The sequence below is a fragment of the Kitasatospora sp. MBT66 genome, from assembly GCF_000710405.2.
Taxonomy (GTDB): Bacteria; Actinomycetota; Actinomycetes; order Streptomycetales; family Streptomycetaceae; genus Kitasatospora; species Kitasatospora purpeofusca.
In genome coordinates this window covers 1,523,383-1,540,902 of the sequence record NZ_JAIY01000006.1, presented here as the reverse complement: position 1 = coordinate 1,540,902, position 17,520 = coordinate 1,523,383, and the positions used below count along the sequence as shown (strand labels likewise).

Genomic DNA, 17,520 nt, shown 5'->3' with positions numbered 1-17,520 from the left:
GACGCCTGGAAGTTCACCCTGGAGAAGAACGCCGGCTGAGGCACGGGCCGGGGCTTGCCCCGGCGACCGGGCGCCGCTCCCTCCCGTACGGCGAGGGGGCGGCGCTCCGGCGTTCCCGCCGGGGCCCGGAGCCGGCGGCGCACCGCGCCAGGAGGCCGCACCGGTCCCAAGTCACGCCAATTTCGCACCTCCTGACGAAACTTCACCAAACCCCCACCGAGCCCGCGCCCACCCCGTACGCTGATTCCGGTACCGGTGGGGGTCGGCACCTCGGCCCTTCCGGGCACCCGGGAGGTGAGCGGCGCAGGAGCGCCCGGACGGCGGCGGCGGGACCGGCGCGCCGTCCCGGACGCGGGCCGGAGCTGAGCAGGGGGGAAGTGACGATGGGGCGGATCCGCGTCCTGGTGGTCGACGACCACCGGATCTTCGCCGAGGCGCTGGCCGCGGCGCTCGCCGCCGAGCCCGATGTCGAGGTAGGCGCGGCGGGCAGCGCGGCCGCCGCGGAGCGGGCGCTGGAGCGTGCCGCCACCGAGGGGCGGGTGTTCGACGTGGTCCTGGTCGACGCCGACCTCGGGGTGGCGGAGGCCGCGGCCGCCCGCAAGCCCCGCCAGCCCGTTGCCGAACCGCCGGACACCCTCCGCCGCCGACCGCCGGCGACGGTGCCCTCGCCCCGCCGGACGCCGGTGGTCCAGGCCGCCGGACCGTCCGCGACGGCCGTCCCGACCGGGGCCGCGGTTCCGCCCGGGGCCGTCGTCCGCCATCCGACCGACCGCCGCCCGGCCGCTCACCCGGCCGGTCCGCTCGCGGCGGAACCGCATCCGACGGCGCCGGTGATCCCGGTGGCCGCCCCGGCGGTCCCCGCGGCCGTCCCGGCCGCCGGCCAGATCCCCGACGGCATCACCCTGCTGGCCCGGATCCGCCGCCACCATCCCGGCCTGCGGGCGATCGTCCTGGCCACCGCCGACGATCCGCACCGGGCCGCCCGCGCCCTGCACGCGGGCGCCACCGGCTGGGTGGCCAAGGAGAGTTCGCTGGCCCGGCTGCTGGCGGTGATCCGGGGTGTCCTGCGGGACGAGACCCATCTGCCGCCCGCGCTGCTGACCGGTGTGATCCGCGAACTCACCACCGCCCGCCGGGACCGCACCGAGAGCGAACGGCTGGTCGACACACTCACCCCGCGGGAGAAGCAGATCCTGCGCTGCATGGTCGCCGGCCTCGGCCGGCAGGCCGTCGCCGAGCGGCTCTACCTGTCCCCGCACACCGTCCGTACGCACATGCAGAACGTCCTCGGCAAGCTCGGGGTGCACTCCACCCTGGCCGCCGTAGCGGTGGCCCGCCGGGCGGGCGTCAGTCCGTCCGAGCTCGCGGCTCCCGCTGTCCCGCCGTCCGTCGCCACGACCACCTCTCCCGGCCCCGGCTGATCCGCCCGTCCGTCACCCCAGCAACACCGGTTCGGCTCCGTCAGGTCAGGGAATTCCGGAGGACAGATGTCGCCGCACAGTACTTCCGCACGCCCGCAGCCGACGCCGCAGGGCGCCGACGAGAGCTCGGACACGAACGCGAACGCTGCCCCGGGCGCCCGCCCGGAGTCACCGGAGGGCGCGCCGGGCCCGGCGGCCGGCGGCCGCGCCGCGCTGCCGACGGGGATGCGCACCCTGGTGGTCGGCGCCGGGGCGGCCGGGACCGCGCTGGTGCGCGACCTCGGCCGGGCCCCGGAGTTCGGCCTCGACCCGATCGGCCTGCTGGACGACGACCCGGCCAAGGCCGGGCAGTCGGTGGACAGCGTGCCGGTCCTCGGCACGCTCGCCGATCTGACCGCGCTCGCGGTCGAGCACCGCGCCCAGGTGGTGGCACTGGCGATCCCCGGGCTGGCCCCGCAGCGGGTCCGGGCGCTGGCCACCGCCGCCGCGGCGGCCGGGGCGGCCGTCCGCTACCTGCCGTCCTTCCTCGCCGCGCTGCGCCGCGAGGTGGTCGGCTCGGACATGCGCAGCCTGGACGTCAACCGGCTGATCGGCCGGCACGAGGTGCACGTGGTCTCCGCCGACGTCCGGGACGTGATCGAGGGCCGGCGGGTGCTGGTGACCGGCGCGGGCGGCTCGATCGGCAGTGAACTCTGCCGCCAGGTGCACGCGTTCAACCCGAGCGCGCTCTACATGCTGGACCACGACGAGTCCAATCTGCACCGGCTCCAGCTGGAGATCTGGGGCGAGGCGCTGCTCACCGACGACTCGCTGGTGATCGCCGACATCCGGGACCGGCCGCGGATCCAGCAGATCTTCCGGGACCTGAAGCCCGAGGTGGTCTTCCACGCCGCCGCCCACAAGCACCTGCCGCTGCTGGAGCGCCATCCCAGCGAGGCGGTGAAGTCCAATGTGCTCGGCACCGACCACCTGGTGGAGGCGGCGCTGGCCACCGGCGTCGAGCGGTTCGTGCTGATCTCCACCGACAAGGCGGCCGACCCGACCTCGGTGCTCGGCGCCAGCAAGCGGCTGGCCGAGCTGATCGTCCAGGCCAATGCCAGGGACGCCCGCAACCTGGGCACCGGGGTGTTCTCCGCGGTGCGGTTCGGCAATGTGCTGGGGTCGCGCGGCTCGCTGCTCTCGGTCCTGGCCGAACAGCTGCGCAGCGGCGGACCGGTGACCGTCACCCACCCCGATGTCACCCGGTTCTTCATGACCATCGAGGAGGCGGTCGGCCTGGTGCTGGAGTCCGGCCGGATGGCGCGCGGCGGCGAGGTGTTCGTGCTGGACATGGGCGAGCCGGTGCGGATCGTCGACCTGGTGCACAACTTCGCCGAGCAGGTGCAGCTGGCCCGGGACGAGGTGGAGATCCGCTACACCGGGCTGCGGGCCGGGGAGAAGCTCAACGAGGCGCTGTTCTCGGAGGACGAGGAGCGGCTGGCGACCGAGCACGCCCGGATCTACGCGACCGTCGCGGACACCGCGGGCGGGCCGGAGGACCTGGCCGGCGGGCTGACCGGGCTGTACGGGGCGGCGGCGGTGAACAGCGACGACGAGGTGCGCCGTCGGCTGGCCGAGCTGCTGCCGGGCTACCGGACGCCGGAGCCCGCACCCGCCCCGGTGCCGGCGCTCAGCACGCCCTACCCGGACGGTTTCTGACCGGACGGGGCTCCGGCCGGACGGCTGCGGGTCGTACGGCCGCCGGCCGGGCCGGGGCCGCTCAGGGGATGTTGTCGAAGGGGGCGACCAGCTGCCTGAGCAGTCCGGCGAGCTCGCCCTGCTGGGTGGAGGTCAGCTGGGCGAGCAGCTCGCGCTCGTGGGCGAGCAGTCCGGCGAGTGCCTGGTCGGCGCGGTCGCGCCCGTCGTCGGTGAGCCGGACCAGGACGCCGCGCCGGTCGTCGGGGTCGGGCAGCCGCTTGACCAGGCCCTTGCCGGTGAGCCGGTCGATCCGGTTGGTCATGGTGCCGGAGGTGACCAGGGTCTGGGTGAGCAGCTGGCCGGGGGAGAGCTGGTACGGGGAGCCGGCCCGGCGCAGGGCGGTCAGGACGTCGAACTCCCAGGGCTCCAGCCCGTGCTCGGCGAAGGCGGTGCGGCGGGCGCGGTCGAGGTGACGGGCGAGCCGGCTGACCCGGCTGAGCACTTCGAGCGGTTCCACGTCGAGGTCGGGGCGCTCTCTGCGCCATGCCGCGACCAGTCGATCGACCTCGTCCTCCATGGCGATCAGTGTATCGGGGGTTGTGTCGATGTGAAGTCTCTTGACATCGAGAAATCCAGCCTGAAAGCTGGGGATATATCTTGATGTCGAGATACTTGCGAGGCCGATCATGACTTCCCCCGTCTGGGACCCGCAGCAGTACCTGCGCTTCGCCGACGAACGGACCCGCCCGCTGCGCGACCTGCTCGCCCGCGTCCCCGCCCTCCCGCACGAACCGGCCGCCACCGTCCTGGACATCGGCTGCGGGCCCGGCAACTCCACCGCCGTCCTGCGCGAGCGCTGGCCCGGGGCCCGGATCACCGGGATCGACAACTCCGCCGAGATGCTCGACGCCGCCCGCCGCGAGGGCGAACCCGGCGCCGACTACCTGCTCGCCGACGCGGGCGACTACGACCCGGCCGGGGCGGCGCCCGACGCGATCGTCTCCAACGCGACGCTCCAGTGGATCCCCGGGCACCTCGGGCTGCTGCCGCGCTGGGCCGGGGCGCTCCGGGCCGGCGGGGTGATCGCCTTCCAGGTGCCCGGCAACTTCGGGGCGCCCAGCCACCTGGCCCTCGCCGAACTGCGCAGGTCCCCCCGCTGGCGCGGACTGCTCGGCGCGGACGCCACCCGGGCCGGCGTGCACGAGCCCGGCGTCTACCTGGACGCGCTCACCCGGGCCGGCTGCGCCGCCGACGTCTGGGAAACCACCTACAGCACCCTGCTCACCGGGCCGGACCCGGTGCTGGAGTGGGTCAAGGGCACCGCCCTGCGCCCGGTCCTCACCCGGCTCACCGACGGGGCCGAACGGTCCGCGTTCCTCGCCGAGTACGGGGCGCTGCTGCGCGAGGCCTACCCGGCCGGGCCGCACGGCACGGTCTTCCCGTTCCGGCGGATCTTCGCCGTCGGGGTGAAGCAGGTCTGACCGTCGGGGTCGGGCGGCCCCCGCCGCAGTGGTCGGGCGGGCCCGGCCCCGGGCGGAGCGGGGTGCTGCCGGCCTGGCCCCGGACGGCGCCGGGGCGGGGCCTCAGGCCTTGCGGTCGCCGACCAGCTTGGGGTGCCGCTCCATCCCCTCCAGGCCGTGCCAGGCCAGGTTCACCAGGTGGGCGGCCACCTCGGCCTTGTCCGGCTTGCGCACCTCCAGCCACCACTGGCCGGTCAGCGCGACCATGCCCACCAGCATCTGCGAGTACATCGGCGCCAGCCGCGCGTCGAAGCCCCGGGCCTTGAACTCCAGGCCCAGGATGTCCTCGACCTGGGTGGCGATGTCGCTGATCAGGGAGGCGAAGGTGCCCGTCGACTGGGCGACCGGGGAGTCCCGGACCAGGATCCGGAAGCCGTCCGTCGAGGTGTCGATGTAGTCCATCAGCGCGAACGCCGCCTGCTCCAGCAGCTCGCGCGAGTGCCCCCCGGTCAGCGCCCCCGTCACCATGTCCAGCAGCAGCTGCATCTCGCGGTCGACGACCACGGCGTACAGCCCCTCCTTGCCGCCGAAGTGCTCGTACACCACCGGCTTGGACACCCCGGCCCGCTCGGCGATCTCCTCCACCGAGGTGCCGTCGTAGCCGCGCTCGGCGAACACCGTGCGGCCGATCTCGAGCAGCTGCTCCCGGCGCTGCTTGCCGGTCATCCGCACCCGGCCGCCCCGCCGGCGCGGTGCCGACGCAGCGCCGTCCGCCCCGGCGGAGGCACGCGGACGGTTCTGCGCCGGGCCGGGCGCGGCGTCCGTCCGCGTGCCCCGGTGGCCGCCTGTGCTGTCTGCGCTGCTCCCGTTCACCCCTACATCATGCTGCAGGTGCGCCCTCATGCGGCGCGGCGGGCGGCGATCCGCTGCGCGTCCGGCCAGCGGACGTCCCGGACCCAGCCCGCCAGCTCGAACCAGCGGATCAGCCGGGCCGAGGAGTCGATCTGACCGCGCAGGACGCCGTGCCGGGCCGAGGTGGGGTCGGCGTGGTGCAGGTTGTGCCAGGACTCGCCGCAGGAGAGCACGGCCAGCCACCAGACGTTCCCGGAGCGGTCCCGGGAGCGGAACGGCCGGCTGCCGAGCGCGTGGCAGATCGAGTTGATCGACCAGGTGACGTGGTGCAGCAGCGCCACCCGGACCAGCGAACCCCAGAAGAAGGCGGACAGCGCCCCCTGCCAGGAGAGCGTGACCAGCCCGCCGACCAGCGGCGGCAGCAGCATCGACACGGTGGTCCAGAGCCAGAACAGCCGGGAGATCCGCCTTATGGCCGGGTCGTCGATCAGGTCGGGCGCGTACTTGAGCTGCGGGGTCTGCTCCTCGTCGAAGAGCCAGCCCATGTGCGCCCACCACAGGCCCTTGAGCAGGGCGGGGACGGTCTCGCCGTAGCGCCAGGGCGAGTGCGGGTCGCCGTCCTTGTCGCTGTACCGGTGGTGCTTGCGGTGGTCCGCGACCCAGCGCACCAGCGGGCCCTCGATCGCCAGCGAGCCGGCCACCGCCAGGGCGATCCGCACCGGCCGGTTGGCCTTGAAGGCGCCGTGGGTGAAGTAGCGGTGGTAGCCGACGGTGATGCCGTGGCAGGTGAGGAAGTACATGACGGTGGCGATCGCGAGATCGGTCCAGCCGAGGCCCCACCCCCAGGCCACCGGGACGGCGGCGACCAGGGCGGCGAAGGGAACGGCGATGAACAGCCCCAGCGCGATCCGCTCGGCGGCGCCCTGCCGCTCCCCGCCGCGGGTGGCGGAGAGCAGCTGCGGGTCGGTGCCGTCGGCCGGGGCGCCCGCGGGGGCGGCCGGGGCCGGTACGACGTGGTCGGGGTTGTCGGGTCCGGGGGGTGAGGTGTCGAGGGGGCGCGCGGAATCGGCGTGCGCCTCGCCGGCCTGGATGGTCATGGGTGTCCCTTGAAGGGGAGAGGACGGAGGCTACGTGTGCGTAACCTACGGAATCGTAGGTTGTTCGCCGCCGCCGAGGGAATACGCCGCCGGGCGGCGCTTGAGTGAATTCACCCGACTGGATGGATGACCTCCCGCGCGCGGGAGGGCCCCCGGGGGAGAGCCGCGAGGAGGTAGATGTGACGGCCCATACCCCGTAGTCTTGGCGCAGCGCGCCCCCCGGTGACGGGAGCGGATGCGCCGGTCCCGGATCGTCTAAGGGCAGGACAGCTGGTTTTGGTCCAGCTTATGGGGGTTCGAATCCTCCTCCGGGAGCCATCTGCGGGCCGGTCGGCCCGGCCCGGTTCGTGGCGGCTCCGTGACGACTCCCGGGGCCGGGGGGCCGGAGATCCTCCGCGCACTATCCTCGAAGCCGCCGGGTCGCCGACGTGCGGGTCCCGTCCCCGGCTGCTCTGCCCTCCCCGTGTAACCGAATGAGGAGCCTCCCCCCGTGAGTGCCAATTCGCCTGCCGCCGTTGTCGTGCTCGCCGCCGGTGGCGGGACCAGGATGAAGTCGAACCGTCTGCCGAAGGTGCTGCACGAGGTGTGCGGGCGGTCGCTGGTCGGCCACGCGGTGGCGGCGGCGGAGGAGTTGACGCCCGGGCAGCTGGTCGTGGTGATCGGGCACATGCGGGAGAAGGTGGCCGAGCACCTGGCGGCACATCACCCGGGTGCCCGCGCCGTGGTCCAGGCCGAGCAGAACGGCACCGGCCACGCCGTGCGCACCGCCCTGGAGGCGCTGGCGGCCGACGGGATCGAGCTCGACGGCACCGTGATCGTCACCACCGGGGACGCCCCGCTGCTGACCGGCGGGACGCTGCGCGCCCTGGCCGGGGCGCACGCCGAGCAGGGCAACGGCGTCACCGTGCTCACCGCCGTGGTGCCGGAGCCGTTCGGCTACGGCCGGATCCTGCGCGACGAGGCGGACGGCGCGGTCGCCGCGATCGTCGAGGAGAAGGACGCCTCGGACGCCCAGCGGGCGATCGACGAGATCAACTCCGGGGTCTTCGCCTTCGACGCCAAGCTGCTGGTGGACGCGCTCGCCGAGGTCACCACGGACAACGCGCAGGGCGAGGAGTACCTCACCGACACCCTGGAGATCCTGCGCCGGGCCGGCCACCGGGTGGGTGCCGTGGTCGCCGCCGACTACCGGGACATCCTCGGCATCAACGACCGGGTGCAGCTGGCGCACGCCCGCCGGCTGCTGAACGACCGGCTGCTGGAGCGGGCGATGCGGGCCGGCGTGACCGTGGTGGACCCGGCGACCACCTGGTTCGACGTCCAGGTCTCCTACGAGCCGGACGCGGTGGTGCTGCCCAACACCCAGCTGCAGGGTGCGACCCACCTGGGCGAGGGCTGCGAGGTGGGCCCGAACTCCACCCTCAAGGACACCCGGATCGGCGCCGGCGCCCGTGTGAGCAACACCACCGCGGACAGTGCCGAGGTCGGCGAGCTGGCCACCGCCGGCCCCTACGCCTACCTGCGCCCGGGCGCCCGGCTGGCCCGCAAGGCCAAGGTCGGCACCTATGTCGAGGTGAAGAACTCGGAGCTGGGCGAGGGCGCCAAGGTGCCGCACCTCTCCTACATCGGCGACGCCACCATCGGCGAGGGCACCAACGTCGGCGCGGCTTCGGTCACCGTCAACTACGACGGCGTCAACAAGCACCGCACGGTGATCGGTGCGCACTGCCGGACCGGCTCCGACAACATGTTCATCGCCCCGGTGACGATCGGCGACGGCGCCTACACCGCGGCCGGTTCGGTGATCACCAACGACGTGCCGGCCGGCGCCCTCGGGGTGAGCCGGGCGCAGCAGCGGAACATCGCCGGCTGGGTCGAGCGCAAGCGCCCCGGGACCACGTCGGCGCAGGCCGCCGCGGCGGCGGCGGGGACCGGCGCCGAGGCCCCGGCGGAGGCCTGAGCGGAGGGGTGGTGGGCCGGCCGACGGTCCCGGGGCGGACGGTTCGGGCGCGGGCGCGTAACCTTGGGGTCATACGTGCGCCATAGGGCCTACCGCCCCTGTCCCGGCGTACCGACCATTCCCCCGACCCCACTCGCCGGCTGGCGGAAGCCTGCCCTCGGTGCGGTCGGGACCGGTGTCAGCAACGCGAGGAGACGGTGGCAGTGAGCGGGATCACGACGTCGGGCGAGAAGAAACTGAAGCTCTTCTCCGGCCGTGCCCACCCGGAGCTGGCGAGGGAGGTGGCCGCGTCGCTGGGGACCGAACTGGTTCCGACCAAGGCCCTCGACTTCGCCAATGGTGAGATCTACGTCCGCTTCCTGGAGTCGGCGCGTGGCGCCGACTGCTTCGTGATGCAGAGTCACACGGCTCCGATCAACCAGTGGATCATGGAGCAGTTGATCATGATCGACGCTCTGAAGCGGGCCTCCGCCCGGAGCATCACCGCGATCCTGCCGTTCTACGGGTACGCCCGCCAGGACAAGAAGCACCTGGGCCGCGAGCCCATCTCGGCCCGGCTGGTCGCCGACCTGCTGCGCCAGGCCGGCGCCGACCGGCTGATGGCCGTGGACCTGCACACCGCGCAGATCCAGGGCTTCTTCGAGGGCCCGGTGGACCACCTGTTCGCGCTGCCGCTGCTGGCCGACTACGTGGGCGAGCGGGTCGACCGCTCCAAGCTCACCGTGGTCTCGCCGGACGCCGGCCGGGTGAAGGTGGCCGACCAGTGGTGCGACCGGCTGGACGCCCCGCTGGCGATCATCCACAAGCGCCGGGACATCACCCAGGCCAACACCATCCTGTCGGCCGAGGTCGTCGGTGACGTCCAGGACCGGGTCTGCGTCCTGGTCGACGACATGATCGACACCGCCGGCACGATCTGCGCCGCCGCCGACGCGCTGTTCGAGAACGGCGCCGCGGACGTCCTGGTCGCCGCCACCCACGGCGTGCTCTCCGGCCCGGCCGCGGACCGGCTGAAGAACTCCCGGGTCAGCGAGTTCGTGTTCACCAACACCCTGCCGACCCCGGCCTCGCTGCAGCTGGACAAGATCACCACGCTGTCGATCGCCCCGTCCATCGCGGCCGCGATCCGCGAGGTGTTCGAGGAGGGCTCGGTCACGAGCCTCTTCGAGGGCGTGCACTGATCCCAGGCCCCAGGGCGGCGCCCCCGGTCCCCTCGGGGCCGGGGGCGCCGCCGATTTCGCGGGAGGCCTCGGTAGCGGTTAGACTCGTGAAACTGCTCGGCGAGGGATGCCGTGCGCCCGCTTCGCGGGTGCGCGATCCGTGATCGACGCGCTGCCGGCTCCGGTAATCCGGGCCTTCCGGCAGAGTCGTTGCGCCGCCGAGTGACCCCCGTTATGAGGGTGTGGTCCCGGCGGTTTTTCGCGTTGCCTGCACCCCCGCGCCAGCTTTCACGAGGAGTGCAGTCGTGTCCGAGATCCGCCTTGCCGCCGAGTCCCGCAACGAGTTCGGCAAGGGTGCCGCCCGTCGCGCCCGCCGCGCCGGCTTCGTCCCCGGTGTCGTCTACGGTCACGGCCACGCGCCGGTTCACCTGAACCTGCCCAGCCACGACCTGATGATGGCCCTGAAGACCCCGAACGCCCTGCTGGTCGTGCCGATCGACGGCAAGGACGAGTACGTGCTGCCGAAGGCCGTCCAGCGCGAGGCCATCAAGCGCACCATCGAGCACGTCGACCTGCTGCTGGTCAAGCGCGGCGAGAAGGTCACCGTCGAGATCCCGGTCCACACCGAGGGCGAGCTGGCCCCGGGCGGCAACCTGCTGGAGCACGTCCTGCAGGCCCTCCCGATCGAGGCCGAGGCCACCCACCTGCCCGAGTTCGTGACCGTCTCGGTCGAGGGCCTGGAGGCCGGTGCCTCGATCACCGCCGGTGACATCGAGCTGCCCAAGGGCACCACGCTGGCCGTCGAGGCCGACGCCGTCGTGCTGCAGATCATCGGCGCCCAGGCCTCGCAGGCCGACGCCGACGCCGAGGCCGCCGAGGCCGGCGCCGAGGCCTGAGCCTCCCGCACAGCTTGGTACCGCTGCCCCGGCCGCTCCTCTGGAGCGGCCGGGGCAGCGGCGTGTCCGGGATGATGGCGGTGAACATGACCACGAGGAGCGGTGGCCCGGTGAGCGGGCGCGGCGAGCGGACGGTCGAGAGGTGCGCGCGGGCGGATGCCCTCGCCGAGCGGAGCGGGACGGGCGCATGAGCGACGAATCGTACGAAGGGCCCTGGCTGGTGGTGGGCCTGGGCAACCCCGGGGAGCAGTATGCCCGGAACCGGCACAACATCGGCTTCATGGTGGTCGACCTGCTGGCCGAGCGGATCGGCGCCAGGTTCAAGGCCCACAAGAGCCGGGCCCAGGTCGCCGAGGGCCGGCTCGCGGGCCGGCGCGTGGTCCTGGCCAAGCCGATGACGTTCATGAACCTCTCGGGCGGCCCGGTCACCGCGCTGCGGGACTTCTACAAGGTGCCGGCCTCCGCGCTGATCGCCGTCCACGACGAGCTGGACATCGACTACGCGGCCCTGCGGCTGAAGACCGGCGGCGGTGACAACGGCCACAACGGGCTGAAGTCGATCACCAAGTCCCTCGGCCCCGACTACCACCGGGTGCGGTGCGGGATCGGTCGGCCGCCGGGCCGGATGGAGGTCGCCGACTTCGTGCTCAAGGACTTCTCCAGCACCGAGCGCAAGGAGCTGGACTGGTTCGTGGACCGCTCGGCGGACGCCGTGGAGGCCCTGCTCACGGAGGGCCTGGAGCGGGCCCAGTCGACGTACAACTCCTGACCGGGCGTCAAGGATCCGTTCGCCGGGGGACGGGCGGCGGTCCGGCCGCACAACAGTCGTGCAACTTCTGGCCGTCCAAACCTGAACAGGTGTGAGAAGTCGGGACGCATCGGATAGCGTCGGGACAGTACGCGAACGGGGTCTGGGGAGTTCTCGATGCGGAGTTTGCGGCCGGTCCGGCGGTTTCGGCGGATCCGGGTGGTACGGCTGAGGAAGCTCGGTCGGCGGGTGGGCACGGCCGGTGCGCTGGGCACCGCGGGCGCGCTCGGCGCCGCCGGGGTGCTGCTGGGCGGTGCCGGTCCGGCCCACGCCGACCCGGTGTCCGAACCCGGACCGGGTGTGGTGTCCCCGGAGCCGGTCTCGGCGCAGCTGGACCTCGACCTCGATCTCGGCCCCGTGCTCGGCGGCTCGGTCGGCGGTGACGCGGGCCTGCTGGCCGTCGGCGGCGGTCTGGTCGTGGCGGCGGGCGGCGCGGCCCTGTGGGTCCGGCGCCACCGCGCGGGCGACGCCGGGGAGTGACGAGGACCGGAGGGGCCGGGTCCGGGCGACGGACGCCGGCCCCTCCGGTATTTTCCCGGGGCTGTCATCCGTTTTCGCGGGCCGGTGCGTCCTGTGGACATGAAGCGCGAATCGATGCGGCCGGACGGCACCCGGAGTGACCCGTTCGACGATTTCGTCGCGGCGCGGTACCAAGCGCTGCTGCGGGGCGCGTTCCTGATCACGGGGGACGTCCACGACGCACGTGACCTCCTGCACGACGCCCTGGCCCGGGTGTACGCCCGGCGCGGCGCGATACGGGACCCGGGGGCGGCCGAGGGATACGTCCGCAAGGCGATGGTCCGCACCCACGTGTCGCGCTGGCGGCGGACCCGCCGGGAGGTGCTGACACCCCTGCTGCCGGAGACCCCGGTGGCGGCGGTCGACGCGCGGGACGAGCAACTGGAGGCGGCGCTGAGATCGTTGCCCCCGCGTCAGCGGGCGGCCGTGGTCCTGCGGTACTACACCGACCTGCCAGTCGCCCGGGTGGCCGAGGAGCTCGGCTGTTCGCCGGCGACGGCCCGGACCCACCTGGCCCGCGCGACGAGGGCGCTTCGGGAGCGGCTGGCACCGGAGAAGGAGGTTGTGGGTCATGGAGGTTGAGAGCGGGGACGGTCGGGGCGGCGGGGGCCGGTTCGAGGACGAGCTGGTCGTCCGGCTGGGGGCGCGCGCGCAGGAGGTGGGGGGGAGCCCGCCGCTGGCGGAGCTGAGAGCCGCCGGACGGCGCCGGGTGCGGCGGGGGACCGCGCTCCGGGTGGCCGCGGGGGCGGTGGTGCTGGCGGTCGGCGTGGGGGCGCTGACGCAGCTGGGGACCGGTGGGGGCGGGGGGCCGACGGTGCCGTCCGGGGCCGGGGAGAGTGAGTCCGCCTCCGTGAACAGCCTCTACGAGGTCTGTTCGTTCGGGCCGGGCTCGCTGCGGCTCTACACGTGGGAGCAGCAGCACAGTCTGGCGCCGACTCCCTCGCGCACGAACACCTACCCGCCGGAACTGGTCTCCCCGCGCCCGGGGATGAGTGCGAGCCAGGAGCAGGCCAACCGCGAAACGATGGCGGTGGCCGACGCCATCAGGCGCTTCGGGGCCCAGCGGTACCCGGACCAGTGGTTCGGTGCCTGCACGGATCAGGTGACCAGGACGGTCTACGTGATGCGGACACCGGGGAGCGACCTCGACACGGTGCTCCCGCAGTCCGTTCCGCATCCCGGTGTCGTCATCGAGTTCGTGGAAGCGGTCGGTTCGCGGAGGTTCTTCGAGGCGCTGGCGGTCCGGATCGAGGTGGAGGACGCCGCCTTCTGGGCGCAGCGGGGCGTGAAGATCTCCGGTGTCCGGATCTCGGAGGACGGCGCCGGGGTCGTCGTCGAGACCGAGCAGGCGACGACGGCCAGGGCCGACATCGTGGCCCGGTACGGGGACCTGGTGATCGAGGTGAGGCCGTACTACTGACGGGGGCACCTGGACCACGGGGGAGCACGGGGGCGAAGGGCCCCGCGGCACGCGCCGCGGGGCCCTTCGGTGTTCCGGCGGGTCGCCCCGCGGCCGGTCAGCCGGTGTTGCGCAGACCGGCGGCGATGCCGTTGACGGTCAGCAGCAGCGCGCGGGCGCGCAGCGGGTCCTCCTGGCGGCCGGTGGCGGCCTCCTCGCGCTGCCGGCGCAGCAGCGCGACCTGCAGGTAGGAGATCGGGTCGAGGTAGGCGTCGCGGACCGCGAAGGTCTGCTTGAGCACCGGGTTGTGCTCCAGCAGCTCGTTCTCCCCGGTCAGTCGCAGCACCTCGCGCAGGGTGAGGTCGTGCTCGGCCTGGATCTGCTCGAAGACGTGCTGCAGCTCGGCGGGCACCAGCTGCTCGACGTAGTGGCGGGCGATCCGCAGGTCCGTCTTGGCCAGCGTCATGGCGACGTTGGAGAGGAAGTTGCGGAAGAAGTGCCACTGGCCGTACATCTCGTCCAGCACGTCGCCCAGGCCCGCCTCGCGGGCGGCGGCCAGGCCGGCGCCGACGCCGTACCAGCCGGGGACGATCTGGCGGGACTGGGTCCAGCCGAACACCCACGGGATGGCCCGCAGGCCGTCCAGGCCGGCGCCCGAGTCGGGGCGGCGGGACGGGCGGGAGCCCAGGTGCAGCGAGGCGAGCTGGTCGACCGGGGTGGCGGCGAAGAAGTACTTCGGCAGGTCCTCCTGCTCGACCAGGGCCCGGTAGGAGGTGTGCGCGGCCTCGGAGACCCGGTCCATGGCGGCGTCCCAGCGGGCCAGCTCCTCGGGGGCCTGGCGCGGGGAGGTGTGCAGCGCGGAGGCGGCCAGCGTGGCGGAGATGGTGAGTTCGAGGTTCTCCCGGGCCAGCGAGGGCAGCAGGTACTTGTCGGAGATCACCTCGCCCTGCTCGGTCACCTTGATCTCGCCCTCCAGGGTGCCCCAGGGCTGGGCCAGGATGGCCTCGTGCGAGGGGCCGCCGCCGCGGCCGACGGTGCCGCCCCGGCCGTGGAAGAGCCGCAGCCGGATGCCGTACCGGTGGGCGACGTCGCGCAGCCGGCGCTGGGCGCGGTGGATCTCCCACTGGGAGGTGGTGATGCCGCCGAACTTGGAGGAGTCGGAGTAGCCGAGCATGACCTCCTGGACGTCGCCGCGCAGCGAGACGAGCAGCCGGTAGGAGGGGTCGGACAGCATCTCGTCGAGGATCCGGTCGGCCTGCTGGAGCTCGTCGGTGGTCTCCAGCAGCGGCACGATGCCGATCTTGGCGATCCCGGCGTGCAGGTCGATCAGGCCGGCCTCGCGGGCCAGTACGGTGGCGGCGAAGACGTCGTCGGCGCCCTGGCACATCGAGATGATGTAGGACTCGACGATCTCGTCGCCGAACCGCTCGAAGCCCTCGCGGACGGTGGTGAAGACGCCGAGGGTCTTGGCGCCGGCGGGGTCCAGCGGGGCCGGGCTGGGGGCGAGCGGGCGGCGCGAGCGCAGCTCCTTGGCGAGCAGCCGCTGGCGGTACTCGCGCGGCATGTCGGCGTAGCGCCAGGCCTCCTCGCCGAGCCGGTCGAAGAGCTGGCCGAGCGCGTGGTGGTGGGCCTCGGCGTGCTCGCGGACGTCCATGGTGGCGAGCTGCAGGCCGAACGCCTCGACGGTGCGGATGGCGCGGGCGAGCCGGCCGTCGGCGATCAGCCCGCCGCGGTGGGCGCGCAGCGAGTCCTGGATCAGCCGCAGGTCGGCGACGAGCTCGCGGGTGCCGAGGTAGTCGCGGCCCGCGACGTGCGGGGTGCCGCCGGCCAGTCGCTCGCGGGTGTTCTCCAGCTTGAGCCGGATGCAGGTGGCCTTGAGCCGGTACGGCTCCTCGGCGTTCATCCGCTTGTAGCGGGGGCTCAGCTCGGGCAGCAGCGCGAGGTCGGCGTTGAGCGAGGCGAGCAGCTCGGGGGAGGCGCCGGCCAGCCGCTCCGAGGTGGAGAGGGTGCTGCGCAGGTCGTCGATGGCGGCGAGGGCGTCCTTGATGCCGTACTCGTGCTGGAGGTTGAGGACGTCCCAGGTGACCTGCGGGGTGACGTTGGGGTTGCCGTCGCGGTCGCCGCCGATCCAGGTGCCGAAGGTCAGCGGGCGGACGCCCTCGGGCAGCTCCAGGCCGACCCGGGCGAGCTCCTCCTGGAGCTCCTCCAGCACCTGCGGGACGGCGTCGCGGTAGAGCTCGTCCAGGTAGTAGACGGCGTTGCGGGCCTCGTCGGTGGGCTCGGGGCGGGCGATACGCAGCTCGTCGGTCTGCCACAGCAGGTCGATCACCTCGGCGAGGCGGCGGTCGGCCTGGCGGCGGGCGGAGGAGGTGCGGGCCGGGTCGGCGTGGGAGAGGCCGGCGGCGAGCTCCTCGCGGTGGATCCGGTCGAGCAGCTCGCCGATCCGGCGGAGCTTGTTGAGGACGCTGCGGCGGGCCGCCTCGGTCGGGTGCGCGGTGAAGACCGGGCGGACGGCGAGGTGGGCCAGGGTGTCCCGGAGGTGCTTGGGGTCGGCCTCGGCCAGCTGGTCGGCGGTCTGCGCGAGCAGCGAGCCCTCGCGGGCGCGGCGGGTGGCGAACTCGCGGCCGCGGTGCACCTGCTCGGTGACGTTGGCGAGGTGGAAGTAGGTGGAGAAGGCCCGGACCAGCTTGGCGGCGGTCTCCAGGTCGATGTCGGAGAGCAGTTCGGCAGTGGCCTCGCCGTTGGTGCGGCTGAGCAGTCGGACCTGTTCGACCAGGCCGAGCAGCTGGGGGCCTTCCTGGCGGACCAGGGTTTCGCCGAGCAGGTCGCCGAGGCGACGGATGTCCGCGCGCAGCGCGGCGTTGTCGGCGTCGACGGGGGTCGGGCTGTCCGCCGGGCTGGGGACCGGAGCGGTCACGGCTGGCTCCCTCGGGGTGGTGGGGTGTTCGGCAACGGCTCATCGTCACAGGGCCGTCCCGCGTGTGGCGGGTGTGACGCGTGCGGACCGCGCTGTCCGACGCGACCAGCATAGGTGTCGGGAGGTGCGCTGTCCGCGAAGTGGCCGGATGGCGGACAGCCATGCCCCGGGACCGTATGTGGTCTGGACCACTTGTGGTCGGGGCGGGGGCCACCGGGAGGCGGCGGGGGAGCGGTCCGGGAGGCGTCCGGGAGCGGCAGGGGGAGGCCTCGGGAGGCCGCCGCGGGGCGTGTCCGGCCGCGACCCGGTGGGGCCGCGGCAGGGGCGCGCCGTAGTCTGTGGGGCATGAGCAAGTCGCCTGGGGAGCGCGCGCGGGGCCGGTCGTCGTTCTTGTGGTGGCCGAGGCGGCGCAGCGCCCTCCTGGACGCCGGACTCGCCGCCGTGGCGGCGCTGGAGTGCACGGCCAGCTCGGTCACCTACATCGGCGGCCGGATCCACCTCAACCTGGCGGCCGAGCTCGGGATCGCGCTGTTCGGCGCGCTGGTCGGCGCCAGCCTGGTGGTCCGCCGGCGCTGGCCCGCCGTGCCGGTGGTGGTGGCGCTGATCGTGATGCCCGGGGTGCCCGGCATGGTGCTGCTGCTGGTGGCGCTGTACACGCTGGCCGCGACCTGGGAGTGGCCCTCGCGCCGGCGGCGGGTGGTGGCGCTCTCCGCGCTCGCCTACGCCGAGACCGCCGGGGTGATCCTGCTCTCGATGGTCGACCCCGGCGATCCGACGATCGAGCAGCCGCCGTTCTGGGGCCAGCTGGTGCTGGCGCTGCTGGTGGCCGCCGGCGCGACCGTGGCCCCGGTGGTGACCGGCCTCTACGTCGGGGCGCGGCGGCGGCTGATCGAGTCGCTGAAGGACCGCGCGCACGGCCTGGAGACCGAGCTGGACCTGCTGGCCGAGCAGGCCAGGGAGCGCGCCCGCCGGGCCCGGCTGGAGGAGCGCACCCGGATCGCCCGGGAGATGCACGACGTGGTCGCGCACCGGGTATCGCTGATGGTGGTGCACGCCGGGGCGCTGGAGCGGATCGTGGCCAAGGACCCGGAGCGGGCGGCGCAGAGCGCCAAGCTGATGGGCGAGGTCGGCCGGCAGGCGCTGAACGAGCTGCGGGAGATCCTCGGCGTGCTGCGGATGTCCGAGGAGAGCGCGGTCGAACCGGACTCGCTGGCCGCGCTGCCGCGGCTGGTGGACCAGTCCCGGGCGGCCGGCATGGCGGTCACCCTGACGGTCAGCGGCAGCCGGCAGGAGTTCACCGGCGAGGCCGAGCAGACCGCCTACCGGGTGGTGCAGGAGGGGCTGACCAACGCGC

15 protein-coding genes and 1 tRNA gene are annotated in these 17,520 nt (G+C 73.7%); 12 read left to right on the top strand and 4 right to left on the bottom strand.

What is annotated here, in order from left to right; translation table 11 throughout:
- The first annotated feature begins 383 nt into the window (after positions 1-383).
- Both BI06_RS19340 and BI06_RS19335 read left to right on the top strand, forming a co-directional pair.
- Positions 384-1,421 carry a response regulator transcription factor gene (locus tag BI06_RS19340; RefSeq protein WP_043469369.1) on the top strand — a complete coding sequence of 346 codons (1,038 nt, stop codon included), beginning with the start codon at positions 384-386 and terminating at the stop codon, positions 1,419-1,421.
- Positions 1,422-1,487: 66 nt separating this feature from the next.
- On the top strand, positions 1,488-3,119 hold the full coding sequence (locus BI06_RS19335; protein WP_233290195.1) for a nucleoside-diphosphate sugar epimerase/dehydratase: 1,632 nt from the start codon (positions 1,488-1,490) through the stop codon (positions 3,117-3,119).
- Positions 3,120-3,180: 61 nt separating this feature from the next.
- On the opposite strand, the gene BI06_RS19330 is transcribed toward BI06_RS19335, so the two are convergent.
- Positions 3,181-3,675: a MarR family winged helix-turn-helix transcriptional regulator gene (locus BI06_RS19330; RefSeq protein WP_030398043.1), complete on the bottom strand. Its 495-nt coding sequence runs from the start codon at positions 3,673-3,675 to the stop codon at positions 3,181-3,183.
- Positions 3,676-3,784: 109 nt separating this feature from the next.
- Between BI06_RS19330 and BI06_RS19325 the strand changes: the two genes are divergently transcribed.
- Positions 3,785-4,579 carry a methyltransferase domain-containing protein gene (locus tag BI06_RS19325; RefSeq protein ID WP_030398042.1) on the top strand — a complete coding sequence of 265 codons (795 nt, stop codon included), beginning with the start codon at positions 3,785-3,787 and terminating at the stop codon, positions 4,577-4,579.
- Positions 4,580-4,681: 102 nt separating this feature from the next.
- On the opposite strand, the gene BI06_RS19320 is transcribed toward BI06_RS19325, so the two are convergent.
- Positions 4,682-5,284: a TetR/AcrR family transcriptional regulator gene (locus BI06_RS19320; protein ID WP_030398041.1), complete on the bottom strand. Its 603-nt coding sequence runs from the start codon at positions 5,282-5,284 to the stop codon at positions 4,682-4,684.
- 173 nt (positions 5,285-5,457) lie between these two features.
- Positions 5,458-6,507: an acyl-CoA desaturase gene (locus tag BI06_RS19315; RefSeq protein ID WP_078880646.1), complete on the bottom strand. Its 1,050-nt coding sequence runs from the start codon at positions 6,505-6,507 to the stop codon at positions 5,458-5,460.
- A gap of 244 nt (positions 6,508-6,751) precedes the next feature.
- On the opposite strand from BI06_RS19315, the gene BI06_RS19310 reads away from it, so the two are divergent.
- The 8 genes from BI06_RS19310 (at position 6,752) to BI06_RS19275 (ending at position 13,270) form a co-directional block, all read left to right on the top strand.
- A tRNA-Gln gene (locus BI06_RS19310) sits at positions 6,752-6,825 on the top strand.
- Between the two features lie 172 nt (positions 6,826-6,997).
- Positions 6,998-8,467 (top strand): bifunctional UDP-N-acetylglucosamine diphosphorylase/glucosamine-1-phosphate N-acetyltransferase GlmU, encoded by a 1,470-nt coding sequence (glmU, locus tag BI06_RS19305; RefSeq protein ID WP_082558547.1) that lies wholly within the window; start codon positions 6,998-7,000, stop codon positions 8,465-8,467.
- Between the two features lie 203 nt (positions 8,468-8,670).
- Positions 8,671-9,648 (top strand): ribose-phosphate diphosphokinase, encoded by a 978-nt coding sequence (locus tag BI06_RS19300; protein WP_030398038.1) that lies wholly within the window; start codon positions 8,671-8,673, stop codon positions 9,646-9,648.
- 284 nt (positions 9,649-9,932) lie between these two features.
- Complete coding sequence (locus tag BI06_RS19295) at positions 9,933-10,523, top strand: 50S ribosomal protein L25/general stress protein Ctc (protein ID WP_030398037.1); 591 nt, start codon at positions 9,933-9,935, stop codon at positions 10,521-10,523.
- 187 nt (positions 10,524-10,710) lie between these two features.
- On the top strand, positions 10,711-11,292 hold the full coding sequence (gene pth / locus BI06_RS19290; RefSeq protein WP_030398036.1) for an aminoacyl-tRNA hydrolase: 582 nt from the start codon (positions 10,711-10,713) through the stop codon (positions 11,290-11,292).
- 228 nt (positions 11,293-11,520) lie between these two features.
- Positions 11,521-11,811, top strand: coding sequence for a hypothetical protein (locus BI06_RS19285; protein ID WP_030398035.1), 291 nt, complete (start codon positions 11,521-11,523; stop codon positions 11,809-11,811).
- 99 nt (positions 11,812-11,910) lie between these two features.
- Entirely contained in the window at positions 11,911-12,432 is a 522-nt protein-coding gene (locus BI06_RS19280; protein WP_149030402.1) for a SigE family RNA polymerase sigma factor, read from the top strand.
- Positions 12,422-13,270 carry a hypothetical protein gene (locus tag BI06_RS19275; protein WP_030398033.1) on the top strand — a complete coding sequence of 283 codons (849 nt, stop codon included), beginning with the start codon at positions 12,422-12,424 and terminating at the stop codon, positions 13,268-13,270. The genes BI06_RS19280 and BI06_RS19275 overlap by 11 nt, the downstream gene beginning before the upstream one ends.
- A gap of 97 nt (positions 13,271-13,367) precedes the next feature.
- Here the strand turns inward: BI06_RS19275 and ppc are convergent, their stop codons facing one another.
- Positions 13,368-16,166 (bottom strand): phosphoenolpyruvate carboxylase, encoded by a 2,799-nt coding sequence (gene ppc, locus BI06_RS19270; protein WP_030398032.1) that lies wholly within the window; start codon positions 16,164-16,166, stop codon positions 13,368-13,370.
- Between the two features lie 345 nt (positions 16,167-16,511).
- Here ppc and BI06_RS19265 point away from each other — a divergent pair.
- On the top strand, positions 16,512-17,520 hold a 1,009-nt coding region (locus BI06_RS19265; protein ID WP_199523308.1), incomplete at its 3' end, for a histidine kinase.

Bases quoted from the DNA above. Each gene is read 5' to 3' on its own strand.
- BI06_RS19275 (WP_030398033.1), top strand. From the start codon at position 12,422: ATGGAGGTTGAGAGCGGGGACGGTCGGGGCGGCGGGGGCCGGTTCGAG.
- BI06_RS19340 (WP_043469369.1), top strand. From the start codon at position 384: ATGGGGCGGATCCGCGTCCTGGTGGTCGACGACCACCGGATCTTCGCC.
- pth (WP_030398036.1), top strand. From the start codon at position 10,711: ATGAGCGACGAATCGTACGAAGGGCCCTGGCTGGTGGTGGGCCTGGGC.
- BI06_RS19315 (WP_078880646.1), bottom strand. From the start codon at position 6,507: ATGACCATCCAGGCCGGCGAGGCGCACGCCGATTCCGCGCGCCCCCTC.
- BI06_RS19325 (WP_030398042.1), top strand. From the start codon at position 3,785: ATGACTTCCCCCGTCTGGGACCCGCAGCAGTACCTGCGCTTCGCCGAC.
- BI06_RS19320 (WP_030398041.1), bottom strand. From the start codon at position 5,284: ATGACCGGCAAGCAGCGCCGGGAGCAGCTGCTCGAGATCGGCCGCACG.
- BI06_RS19280 (WP_149030402.1), top strand. From the start codon at position 11,911: ATGAAGCGCGAATCGATGCGGCCGGACGGCACCCGGAGTGACCCGTTC.
- BI06_RS19335 (WP_233290195.1), top strand. From the start codon at position 1,488: ATGTCGCCGCACAGTACTTCCGCACGCCCGCAGCCGACGCCGCAGGGC.
- BI06_RS19330 (WP_030398043.1), bottom strand. From the start codon at position 3,675: ATGGAGGACGAGGTCGATCGACTGGTCGCGGCATGGCGCAGAGAGCGC.